The sequence below is a fragment of the Massilibacterium senegalense genome, from assembly GCF_001375675.1.
Lineage (GTDB): Bacteria > Bacillota > Bacilli > Bacillales > Massilibacteriaceae > Massilibacterium > Massilibacterium senegalense.
In genome coordinates, this window is the sequence record NZ_LN831786.1 from 1,755,004 (window position 1) to 1,767,660 (window position 12,657).

General features: G+C 31.1%; 10 protein-coding genes and 1 pseudogene. 2 read left to right on the plus strand and 9 right to left on the minus strand.

All coding sequences use genetic code 11. From position 1 onward, the window contains the following. Window positions 1–28: 28 nt before the first annotated feature. Together BN1372_RS12080 and BN1372_RS12085 are read right to left on the minus strand one after the other, a co-directional pair. On the minus strand, window positions 29–1,054 hold the full coding sequence (locus tag BN1372_RS12080) for an ABC transporter substrate-binding protein (protein WP_062199828.1): 1,026 nt from the start codon (window positions 1,052–1,054) through the stop codon (window positions 29–31). Next, window positions 1,051–2,019 (minus strand): ABC transporter ATP-binding protein, encoded by a 969-nt coding sequence (locus BN1372_RS12085; protein ID WP_062199830.1) that lies wholly within the window; start codon window positions 2,017–2,019, stop codon window positions 1,051–1,053. Before BN1372_RS12085 ends, BN1372_RS12080 begins: the two co-directional genes overlap by 4 nt. Window positions 2,020–2,155: 136 nt before the next feature. Here BN1372_RS12085 and BN1372_RS12090 point away from each other — a divergent pair, with 136 nt between their 5' ends. Then, on the plus strand, window positions 2,156–3,058 hold the full coding sequence (locus BN1372_RS12090; protein WP_062199832.1) for a LysR family transcriptional regulator: 903 nt from the start codon (window positions 2,156–2,158) through the stop codon (window positions 3,056–3,058). A 193-nt stretch (window positions 3,059–3,251) separates the two neighbouring features. Continuing rightward, window positions 3,252–4,272, plus strand: a pseudogene (locus BN1372_RS15305) (IS3 family transposase); the annotation flags it as partial. Window positions 4,273–4,668: 396 nt separating this feature from the next. Here the strand turns inward: BN1372_RS15305 and pseG are convergent. The 7 genes from pseG to BN1372_RS12130 all read right to left on the minus strand — a co-directional run bounded on the left by pseG (window position 4,669) and on the right by BN1372_RS12130 (window position 12,636). After that, window positions 4,669–5,757, minus strand: coding sequence for a UDP-2,4-diacetamido-2,4,6-trideoxy-beta-L-altropyranose hydrolase (gene pseG, locus BN1372_RS12100; protein WP_074018186.1), 1,089 nt, complete (start codon window positions 5,755–5,757; stop codon window positions 4,669–4,671). Between the two features lie 403 nt (window positions 5,758–6,160). Continuing rightward, the gene (gene murJ, locus BN1372_RS12105; protein WP_062199833.1) at window positions 6,161–7,663 is read right to left on the minus strand and encodes a murein biosynthesis integral membrane protein MurJ; all 1,503 of its coding nucleotides are present in this window, start codon (window positions 7,661–7,663) and stop codon (window positions 6,161–6,163) included. A 176-nt stretch (window positions 7,664–7,839) separates the two neighbouring features. Then, window positions 7,840–8,895 carry a pseudaminic acid synthase gene (gene pseI / locus BN1372_RS12110; protein ID WP_062199835.1) on the minus strand — a complete coding sequence of 352 codons (1,056 nt, stop codon included), beginning with the start codon at window positions 8,893–8,895 and terminating at the stop codon, window positions 7,840–7,842. A 96-nt stretch (window positions 8,896–8,991) separates the two neighbouring features. Further along, window positions 8,992–9,546, minus strand: a complete 555-nt coding sequence (gene pseH / locus BN1372_RS12115; RefSeq protein ID WP_062199837.1) for a UDP-4-amino-4,6-dideoxy-N-acetyl-beta-L-altrosamine N-acetyltransferase — start codon at window positions 9,544–9,546, stop codon at window positions 8,992–8,994. 3 nt (window positions 9,547–9,549) lie between these two features. Next, a complete protein-coding gene (locus BN1372_RS12120; protein WP_062201336.1) occupies window positions 9,550–10,284 on the minus strand; it encodes a cytidylyltransferase domain-containing protein in 735 nt (244 codons plus the stop codon). 7 nt (window positions 10,285–10,291) lie between these two features. Next, window positions 10,292–11,482 (minus strand): UDP-4-amino-4,6-dideoxy-N-acetyl-beta-L-altrosamine transaminase, encoded by a 1,191-nt coding sequence (pseC, locus tag BN1372_RS12125; RefSeq protein WP_062199838.1) that lies wholly within the window; start codon window positions 11,480–11,482, stop codon window positions 10,292–10,294. After that, window positions 11,464–12,636, minus strand: coding sequence for a hypothetical protein (locus BN1372_RS12130; RefSeq protein WP_062199840.1), 1,173 nt, complete (start codon window positions 12,634–12,636; stop codon window positions 11,464–11,466). Before BN1372_RS12130 ends, pseC begins: the two co-directional genes overlap by 19 nt. Window positions 12,637–12,657: the final 21 nt, after the last annotated feature.

The following is a 12,657-nucleotide window of genomic DNA, read 5'->3' on the forward strand; positions in this document are numbered from 1 at the left end:
TTGCGGGAGAACCCACAACTTTCTTCCTTTACTGCTCATACATTTCTTTGAATTTTTCAATAATTTCTGTTGTTTGTTGTTCGTTATCATTCCAGTCAAATGTGATTGTTGGAATATCTTTTAGCGGTGCACGGTCTTTCAGTGGTGTGTTTTCGTTCCCAGGTAATAAATAAGCGTCACCCACTAATTGTTGTCCTTCATCAGAAAGTAAAAAGTCAATAAATTGTTTCGCTCCTTCTACATTTTGAGCTTCTTTTAAAATACCTGCCGGACGCGGGCTCACGACAGTACCGCTTTCTGGATACAACACATCAACGGGTTCCCCGTCTGCTTTTGCTGCATACGTCATGTAGTCAACCCCTGAAATCACGATGTCTTTTGAACCAGTGACAACTGTTTCTAACGCTTCTTTATTCGCACCTGCTAACATTAAATCGTTGTCTTTCCATGCTCCAATCGTTTTCCAAGCATCAGGATTTCCTTGTGTGTAGCCATATAAAAAGTCTAACGCTGAACCTGATTGACTTGGGTCAGGGATTGCGATTTTTCCTTTCCATTCTGGCTTCGTTAAGTCTTCCCACTCTTTTGGCGCTTCTTTTACGTTGTTTGTGTTATACACGATACCTAATGCAGAAGCACTGTAGCCATAAAAATAACCATCTTTATCAGACCATTCAGGATTTATAGCCTCTTTTCCTTTTGCTTCTTTATATGCAAGTAACGCTCCTTGTTCCTTTAATCCTTCCATCGCTGGTAACGAAGCTAAAATGACAACGTCAGCGACTGGATTTGCTTTTTCAGATTCTAATCGTGCTAACACTTTTCCTGTTGTTCCTTGAAACACTTCTACTGTCATCCCGGTTTTTTGTTCAAAAGCATTTTCTAACTCTTCCGCTAAACCGGTAGGACCTGCTGTGTAGACGACAAGTTTATTATTTTTTTGCTTTTCGCCCGCTGCTTCTACTGCACTATTTTCTTCTTTTGAAGAACAACCTGTAAGCACAAACACGAGGACTGCTATCATTACAAAACTAGTCATACATACCTTTTTCATTTTAATCCTCCTACAGAATGAAAATCTTTTTTATTTGCATAAACGGAACACATTTCACCGACATGTAACCGCTTTTTCGTATACACATACCACGCTTCTTCTCCAACGTTCATCCGGATTAGGTAACGATCGCCTAAAAAGCGACTTTCACGAATGACGCCGGTAAACTCTACATCGTCCGCTCGTTTTTCTAACGATAACTTTTCTGGACGAATCATCTTCTGTTGATTCGGAAGCCAGTTCGCTTTTCCGATTAAGTTAGCAACGTACGTCGTTTCAGGCTTGTCATAAATGTGTTCTGGTGTCCCCATTTGCACGACTTTCCCTTCGTGCATGACAAGAATTTGATTAGACATCGTCATCGCTTCCATTTGGTTATGTGTCACAAAAATCACTTTACAATCGACTTGCTGAATAATATCTAAAATTTCAGATTGCAACTCTTCCCGTAAAATCGCATCTAATGCACTTAACGGCTCATCAAATAAAATCACTTTCGGATTAATCGCAAGTGCTCGTGCGAGTGCGACCCGTTGCTGTTGTCCACCGGAAAGTTCACCTGGTTTCCGATTTTCCAAGCCAGATAGCCGCACTTTTTCTAACATTTCCATCACAATCTGACGCTCTTTTTCTTTCTCTTTTTTTAATTTCAATCCAAAGGCAACATTTTCATACACCGTCATATGGGGCCATAACGCATAATCTTGAAAAACAAACGATAATTGCCGCTTATTCGGCGCGACGTTAATGTTTTCTCGTGTAGAAAACATCACTTCCTCTTCAAACGTAATCCGCCCAGTCGTCGCCTCTTCTAACCCGGCAATAATTTTTAAAAGCGTCGTTTTCCCGCACCCGGATTGACCGAGCAGTGTGAAAAATTGGCCGTTATCAAAATTGATTGAAATATTTTTTAACACTTCTTGCTCTCCATACTTTTTAGAAATACCTTCAACGCTTAAGCGCATTCGCGATCCTCCCTTCCTCTTTCATTGTAAGGGGGCAATATTTAGCAAATATTAATACTCTGTTAACAATCAATTAAAAATAATCTAATAAACTATTCATATGTATAGAATTTTTCTATAATCGTGGAGGTAATCGATGAATACAATCAAATTAAAAAGTTTCTGCTTACTCGTGGAACAGCAAAAAATGACAGACGTCGCATCCACTTTACAAGTGAAACAACCAACCGTATCATTTCATATCCAATCGTTAGAAGAAGAAATGGGAGTCAAGTTATTTCATACGCATACAGGAAGATACTTTTTAACAGAAGCGGGAGAAGCGTTTTACCATTATGCAAAAAAGATCATCCAATTAGAAAAGGAACTCTCCATCGTGATGAAAGAATATACAGAAGGAAAAAGAGGAGCATTACGAATCGGCGCAAGCGGTGTCCCCGCCTTTTATTTCATTCCGCAAATTTTTCATACATTTATGCTGAAACATCCGCACCACAAACTATCATTAGAAGTCGGAACCGCACCAGAAATCGAAGCATTAGTCGAACAACACAAATTAGACTGCGGAATTATTATGAAAGGAAAAGGAACATCATCGCCAAATTTAATTCGAAAATCTTTAGCCACAGACGAAGTCGTACTCGCCTTTTCAACGAGTCATCCCATCCATACGAGAAACACATTTTCAGTCCATGAATTGCAGAATGAAAAAATATTAGTGCATAAATACACATCATCAACGAAAGAATTACTTACCTCATGGATGGAAGAACATCAAGTGAAATTAGAACATATTATTGAACTCGATTCTTTTACAACGATTAAGAAAATGATTACGCTGGGGAATTGTGTTACTTTTATTTCACGATTAGCGATTCAGGAAGAAGTGGAGAAAGGAGTGTTGACATATCGGTCGCTTGGCACGGAGAAATCTTGGCGGGAAGTACAGTTGATTTTTCATGAAGATCATTGGAATGGAGTGATGATGGAGGAGTTTTTTGGAGTTGTGAGTGAGGTGATTAAAGGAGTGGTTACTTAAGATACTTATTTTTCGATTCAAAAATAATACTACTAAAAAATTGTTCAATATTTATTTTCATAAAATTTTTATATACTATTTTTTCTCTAATATAGTTTAAATCATTTATGAATCGATTACACTTAGTTAGACAAATATTTCAATGTCATATAAACTGAATTCAATTATTAATCGAAGGAGAATCAGTTATGACCAAAAAAAAGACAATCGAACCCCCGAACAGGAAGAGCTAATCAAATTACGCAAAGAAAACCAAAGGGTTGCCATGGAAAATGATATTTGCACCTAAAGGTATAAAAGTATCTACGCATTAAAATGCTAGATACTCTAAAAAGCAAGCCGTGCTGATCATGGGACGAAAGTAGATGTGATTCGTAATATTCGACAAAAATACTCGATATCAGCAATGTTCGAAGTCCTACAAATTCCTAGAAACACGGGCTATTATGAAGCGAAAGAACGTGATACAAAAGAAGAAGAGGAACTACCCAAGTTAATTGTGGAAATATTCAAGGAAAATAGATGTGTCTATGGCCAACGGAAAATCAAAAAAAGAACTTCAAAAGAAAGGCTGACAGGTCTCTCGTCGCCGCATCGGTAGAATGATAAAAGACCAAGGACTTGTCTCTAAGTACACAGTTATCCAGTTTAAGCCCAAAAAGACAACCGTAAATAAACCTGACGTCGGCAATGTGTTAAACCGTGCATTTATCCAGGACCAGCCATTGAAAGGAGTTGTATGTGATTTGGCTTACGTTCGAGTGCGACAAAAATGGCATTATATTTGTATGGTGGTTGATTTACACAACCGTAAAATCATTGGTCACAATGATGGTCCACACAAGGATGCAAAGTTAGTTCAACGCGCCTTTGCGACAGTACCATACAACTCAAATCACCTTGAATTATTCCATACTGACCGTGGAAGTGAGTTTAAAAATCAATTAATGGATGAAGCACTAATTACGTTTGGCATCGACAGATTATCAAGCCATAAAGGCACGCCATATGACAACGCAGTTGCTGAAGCAACCTTTAAAACAATTAAAACAAAGTTCGTCAAAGGCACCGTTTTCTCTAGTCAGGAAGAGCTTGATCTCCAATTGTTTGATTACGTCAATTGGTTTAATAATATTTGTATTCATGAGTCATTAGACTATTTGACACCAAGGGAGTACAAGCTTCAGCATCAGTTAGAGCAGACCACTATCTAACTTCAATGTGCCCACTTTACTTAGAGAGATGGGCGTGATAGCCTTATTCGGCGAGCCAGCGTGTTTTTTTAATAAGCTGGTGTCCTGGCGATTAAATCACACCCGTAGAGGTTCAAAGTCAAGTGACAAACTATGCACTCTATTTTTAGTAAGGAGCAGTTCATTCAACACCATAAAGCATTTATATTCCTTAAAAATATTGTTTAGTTTAGTGTTGACATTCCACTTTTGTTATGTCGATGACCTCCGTGTAATTTTCTCTACCATACCACGTTAACCTCATACGACATCTATCATAACAGAAGGGGTATCCATGTATCTATACTTCAATAAGTAGGTTTCTTTTTATATGAATTTATTCATTAACTAAAATTTGTATTATGATGATTCGAAAAATCAAACTAATTTATCAACTAATACATTAATTCCTTGACCATCGATTAATTCTAAACATTTTTTTTGCTTTAAATGAAATGTATATTCATCTTCGTTCACTAGCATTTTTTTTAAGACCTTTATTAAATTTTCCTGAGAGACATCTGAATACATCCCTAAATAAGTGTCAATCTCATAAATTTGTAATGATTCAGCTATTGGGATTTGATTTTCTGCTGTAGCTATTACAATACCTGGCAATCCTAAACAATAACGTTCCCATGTAGTTGATCCACTTGCACAAATAGCTAAATCCGCTCGTTTCATTAATTCAGCCATATAATTTATATTGAAATGAAAATGTATGTTTTCAAATTTACTGCAAATATTTTTAATTTCTTCTTTCATTTGATTATTTATTCCAACCACAACATCTACTTCTATTTTTTCTATTTTATATAATGTTAATAATTTAAATGACTGTAATATCTTCATAGTCTCGTTAGTATCGTCACTTCCACCAAAGAATACAAGCAAATGTTCTATTTTACCATTCTTATGAGGCAATGAATGTCGAGCTTGAATAAATTCTTCACGTAATATTGTGTACTTAGGTCCTAATAATTTTAAAGCATCTTTATTCACTAAATGATTATAACGTTTTTCATAATTATAGGTAAAGTTTTGATCTAATAAAATATCACAATTATGCTTTCGATTTGCTAAATCATCAATAACTAAAATACGATTAACATGTTTTTTTATGATTAATTCCCAATTCTCATCAATCCCATAATGATCAACTATCATCCAATCAATTTCTTGTTTCAAAGATTGAATGATTTTCATACATTCATAGACATCATTTTCTATTGTTGCTCCAATCCATGTCAAATAGTTAAAGCGTTTTATTTCAATTAATCTGGGTAAAAGATATACATCAAATCCTTGTGACTTTATATAATCAGCCATATGTCCAATATGTTTTCTACAAATAAAAGAAATACGATATTCTTTTTTTTTAAGTGCATGTGCTAAAGTTAAACAACGCATAACATGACCTGTTCCGATATTTGTTGCTGCATCAACACGAATTAAAACTCTTCTCAATTTAATCACCTTTTTGAAATTAATCTATTTTCAATCAACATAAATTTTATTTTTACTAATTCTATTCGGTTAATGTATTTTATATTAAATTTTGTTACAATTTGTTAGTTTTTTTATCTGCGTTGATTAATTGAATAATTGCTCTTTTAAAAAAAATAACAGAATAACAGTGTTTAAAAATAAAATTTTTATCATGCCTTTGAAACAATTGAGTATTTATTCTATCAACAGAAACATTTAAGTATCATAAAAAAGTGTTGCAAGAATAAAATAATATACTATTATTGATAATCATTATACAAGATTTTTTGGAGGTACTTCCTTTATTATTTTTTTAAATTCATTAAAATTATAAAGTATTGAATTATGAAATTCACTCATATTATAAGGATTAATGAACCTTTTACAATTTTAATGCTTTCATAATAATCTTTATCTCTTTTATTTTAAGTAAATTTCCTACAATAAAATAGACAAAACATCCTAGTATAAGTGAGAGTATGAGTGAGAAGTTACAATCAATACTATTAATTAAATATACATATGTATATTTTGAGATAATACCCATAATAATCGAAGCAATTAAAATTTTCAAAAAAGAAATAACGATATTTTTGAAACCAAATGGTCCTATTTTTTTCCTTAAGCTCAAAAACAGTAGTAATGTCGTCACAATGGCAGATATACTCGTAGCTAATGCTAATCCACCAATACCTAAAAATTTTGATAAAATAATATTTAAAATAATATTTAAAATAACACCCATTGTTGCATTAATCATTGGTGTTTTAGTATCCTGTAAAGAATAAAATGTTCTAGATAATACCTCGCGTAAACCAAAACCTATCATTCCGACAGCATAAAAACTCAATGCAGTAGATGTCATATATAAAGCATTAGAATCGAAGGCCCCTCTACCAAATAATAAGTTAACTACTGACTCAGCAAATATTATTGAAATAAAAGTAATGGGGATTACTAACAAATTAACCAAACTAATTGCTTCTGAAACTGTTTTTTTCAAACCTTTAATATTATTTGCACTAGCCATTTTAGTTATCAGAGGAAACATAGCAGTTGAAATAGATAAAACAAATATACCCTGCACAAATTGATTTAACCTATCAGCATAATTAAGTGCTGAAATTCCACCTACGGCTATTTGAGAAGCCAATGTTTTATCTACTAAAATATTAATTTGATTTATCGATACCCCAAATATTATTGGTAAAGCCATATAACCCATCTTTTTTAGATGCTCGTCTTTGAAATTAATTGTAAATTTATGCACATATCCTTTTTTTATAATAAATGGAATTAATAGAATGAGTTGTGAGGCAAAAGCTATTACACTTCCAATTGATAATACTATAATATTTATGTTTGAACTTAAAAATATAGATAAGATAACAAAAAAATTTAATGGGATACCTATTAATGCAGGTATAACATAATTACCCTTTAGTTGAAGAAAACCACTAAAAATATAAACCAAACCAGTAAAATATATTCCGAATATACTAATTCTTGTAAATTGTATTGCTAAATTTAATGTTTCCCCCTCAAACCCTGAAGCAAAAATCTTTATTATTGATTCCGTGAATAATAAAGATAATATTACAATAACTGTACACATCAATATTAAGACACCTACTAAATTACTTGTAAATCTATCTGCTACTTTTTTTCCATTTTGTTTTTCTATCAATGTGTACATTGGGATATATCCAGTTGAAATACCTGCACCAATGATGCCGAATAAAACGTTTGGAATAATAAGAGATATTAAATAAACATCACTTATATTTGATGCACCATAAAAATATGATAAAGAAATATCCCTTAAAAAACCAAAAACTTTAGAAATTATAGTTACTATCATTAATATAACAGCTGTTTTTTTCATTGAGATTACCTCATTATTTTTTGTATTAGACTATAATTTTTAATAGATTTTGCAAACTCAAAAAAAATAATTCCTTTTTTTAAAATGCATTTACACAGATATGACAATCAATTTTAACCAAAAAATCCAAAGAAAATTTTTCTTTGAATTTTTAAAGAATTACTGTTATTTATATATTATAAAATTGAATCTAGCCTTATAGGTGTTCCAATTTTTAGGTCTTTTTTGCTTTGTTTACCCAACAAATCTTCATAATATTTTGGTTCTAACCCATACCCTGGTCTTATTACTTTAATATTTTCTTTAGTAAACTCTTCCCCAGCTTTAATATTTTTTACTGCATAAATAGATCTTCTAAATTTTAAGGAGTCCTTTTCCTTTTCAGTGGGACCATATGTTATTTTCCCTAAAGATTTCCAAGCCCTTTCTGTTTCTATTACTAAAGATTTCATTTCAGCTGGTTCCATTGAAAATACAGAATCTACTCCACCATCCGCTCTATCTAATGTAAAATGTTTTTCAATTACCGTAGCACCTAGGGCAACACTAGCAACCGCTACACCAGTTCCCATTGTATGATCAGATAATCCTACTTGGACATCAAATAATTCTCGCATATGAGGAATTGTAATGATATTTGTATTTTCTGGCGTTGCAGGATAAGTACTCGTACACTTTAATAAAATTAAATCTTTACAACCATATTTCCTCGCTGTTCTAACGGTTTCATCTAGTTCTGCTACAGTTGCCATTCCAGTAGAAATAATCATTGGTTTTCCTGTTGAAGCAACTTTCTTAATTAAAGGGATATCCGTATTTTCAAAAGATGCTATTTTATAAAGTGGAACATCCAATTCTTCTAAAAAATCAACTGCTGTTTCATCAAACGGACTACTAAAAGGAATCATACCTAATTCACGAGCTCTATCAAAAATAGGCTTATGCCATTCCCAAGGTGTATAAGCCTCTTCATATAGCTTATATAATGATTTCCCTTTCCAAAGACTATTTTTATCTTTAATAAAAAATTCGCCTTCTTCAACATCCAATGTCATTGTATCAGCTGTATATGTTTGAATTTTCAACGCATCTACACCAGCCCTAGCAGCTGCTTCAACAATTTCAAGTGCTCTATCTAAAGATTGATTGTGATTTCCTGACATTTCTGCAATAATAAATGGCTTATGGGTGCTCCCTACTACTTTATCTAAAACTTTAATTTCATTTAACATTTTAAAAATCCTCCAATTGAACATAGTTATTAATTGGACATAAAAATAATCATTATAAATATATAACCTACTAAAAATTAATACTTATAAAAAATATTAATAATATTCAATTTCTAATTTTTCATAATCATGATTTGTCTTTTCAAATTCCCATTCTTTTTTTAAAATCCCCATACGTACGACGTTGAAGTATTCTCCATTTTTATAAATATGTTCTTTTAATACTCCTTCGATTTTTGATCCGAATTTTTTATGTATATTTATTACCTTTTCATTAAATTCAAATACTTCGCACCACAATTTATTTAATTTCAATTCATCAAATACGTAATCATACATATTACATTCTAAAATTCTCCCCAAACCTTTACCTCTTGCAGCTATACTTCCAATGTAGTAGGCCCATGAAGCTTGTCTATTTAGTATATCTATATTATTTACACTCATTACTCCTACATCTGTTCCATCATTTAATTGAATAATCCAGTATTTCTCAACATCACTTTGTTGATTAATTTTTTCATACCATTTCTCTTGATCTTCCAATGTTAATTTAGGATCTGTATACATGTACTTTGTTACTTCTGGAGACATTCTCCATTCCATAATCATTTTTAAATCAGATTTTTTAATTTTTCTCAACTTTACCATTTTTCATTCACCTAATTTTTTTTGCTCTATGGAACAATTAATATTTTGTTTTTCAGGGTGTAACTCTACTAAATAATAAACAAGATCTTTTAATTTAAATTTTGGATTTTTAGAATATAAATTAATGAAAATATCTTCTATTAACAAAAAATCTTCTTGCGTATCTACAGTTAATCGAAGAAAACCATGGTTATCTTCATTACTATAGTTTCCTATTTTAAATCTATCAGGATTTAAATAAAGATATGGAGTTACATGTTCACGCTCTATTGATTGATTTGCTTCATTATACATTTGTTTTAAAATTGCATAAGAAAATACTTCTGTATCCATACCTCTAGGGAAAGTTCGTTCAATTGTATTAGATACATAATCATAATTACCATCTTGATATTTGTCTACTACTCGATCAATCACTTCTGGATCGATAACCGGACAATCAGAAGTTATTCTAACAATAATATCTACCTTGTATTTTGTTGCTGCTTCATAATATCTTGCTAATACATCTTCTTCTGAACCGCGGTAACAAGGAATAGAAAGTTGTTCACAAAACTCAGCAATTTGATTATCTGCTTTTTTTGTTGTAGTAGCAATAATAATTTCATCAATTGTTTTTGCACGTTTTACCCGTTCAATTTGATATTCCAATAATGGTTTTCCCATTACTTCTTTCATAATTTTCCCTGGAAGTCTTGTAGAGCCCATTCTAGCTTGAATTATTACTCCTACTTTCATACTAATCCTACTTTCTATAATAATTAATAATTTTATAAACTCCATTAATTACATCATCAATATCTTCATCAGACATCGCAGGAAATAAAGGGATGGTAAGCATGCAATTATATAATTCTTCTGCTCTTGGGCATAATCCTTTTCCATATCCTAATTTTTGATAATATGGATGCCAATAAACTGGTATATAATGTACATGTGCACCTATATGTTCAGCAATTAAAGCATTATAAATTTCTTTACGAGTTGCCTTTAAATTTGGTAAATCAAGCTTTAAGACATATAAATGATTAGACGCATCTGAAAAATCAGCGTTTTTTTGTAGAATAACGCCTTCTAAATTCTTAAAAGCTTCATTGTATTTTGATACTATTTCTTTTCTTCTTGTAATAAACCAATCTAACTTTTTCATTTGACTTATACCAAGGGCGCATTGAAAATCTGTAATACGATAATTATATCCTAAATCAAGTTGTTCGTAATACCAGCCTCCACCATCTTTGTTATGAAGTTGATTAATATCTCGAGTAATACAATGGCCTCTAAAATTCGTTAATTTTTCATAATAATTCTTATTATTTGTAGTAATAATACCACCTTCACCCGTTGTAATTGTTTTAACAGGATGAAAACTAAATTCAGTCATATCTGTTAATCCACCAACACGAGTTCCCTTATATTTTGTACCTAATGCATGAGCTGAGTCTTCTATAACAACAATATCCGTACCTTTAACTAATTCATTTATTGCATCAATATCAACCGCTTGTCCAGTAAAGTCTACAGGAATAATTGCTTTTGTATTTTTGGTAATTTTTTTAGCGATTTCATTAGGATCTATATTAAATGTATCAGAATTAATATCTGCAAATACAGGGGTTGCTCCCATGTATAAAGCACAGTTAGCTGAAGCTGCAAAGGTTATCGGCGTTGTAATAACTTCATCTCCTGATTTAACCCCAGCTGCAAAACATGCTGCATGTAAAGCTGCTGTACCATTTGAAAATGCAACAGCAAATTTAGTTCCTACATAATCCGCTATTTTTTCTTCAAATTCCCTAGCTTTCGGTCCTGTTGTTAAAAAATCACTTTTTAATACATCCGTAACTGCCTTGCAATCATCATTATCTATATATTGTTTAGCATAAGGTAATGGTTTTTTTCTAATTGGTTCTCCACCTAAAATTGCTGGTAACATCTTGATTCCTCCGTTTTATGTGAATTATATTTTAATTTAGAAACAATAAAACTACTCATAGTAAAAAAATAGATCAACGGATCGAAAGGACCATGAAATGCTGCTATATCAGTAGTAATCCGAATTAATAATATAGTAAAAAGCAGTGAAAAAAGGTAATTTTTTATTTTAATATATTTATAAAAAGTCTTTACAATTAATACAAAAAAAATCAAGACACCTACAATACCAAAAAAAGAATGAAGCCTTGCATAAGAATTATGCAAATTATAACCAAATAAAGAGAATATAAAATTATCATATAAATAAAAGCCGAAGAAAAAGTTGTCAAATGACAACAATGCAACTCTTAAATACTCTTCATTTATTGCGAGTCTAGAAGTATCTTTCATTCCTAAACGTGATGTCCTTTCTACTGCACCATTAATAAATCCATAAAAATAATTTATAAAAATATAAAATAAAGATAAAAGTAAAATTATTAATAATATATTTTTAAAAACTTTTTTTTTATTATATATTTGTAAATATAATAATATTCCTAATAACAAAATAATTGAAACTAAGATACCGCTTCTTCCAATAGCCCAAATACATAAAATCACAAGAATAATAGATGGATATAATTTTATAGGAAGATTATTCTGATACATCGAAATATACAATAGAACAACTTGTAATATCATAAATACTGATATATTATTTCTACTTACACTAAAGATATTATCTGGGTGTGTACCAGTAACTATATGATATATAAAGAAAAACACATATAAAAAAAAGAAATAGGATATAATTTTATAATTTAACTTATACCTTATTAATAGTAAACCTATTCCTATATATTGAAGAAGTAAAAAGTAATCTTGAAACCTATAATTATTGTTATAGAAAGAAGATATTAATCCAAAAAGAAATAAAACAAAGATAATGAAAATTATCCTGCCCTTATTTTTAAATCTTTGACTAATTAATACATACATAAAACTAGTTATTCCTATAATAAACATTAAGATTGTAGATATCAAAAAAAGAATTCTAGATGATTGGGCTATCATTTTAATAAAATAAAAAAAATAAAATAAAGATATTATGATTGTAGCCTGCATACTATATAATTTCATTTTCCTTGTTGTATCATTTGTATTTTCCATCAAATCATTCCTTCAAAATAC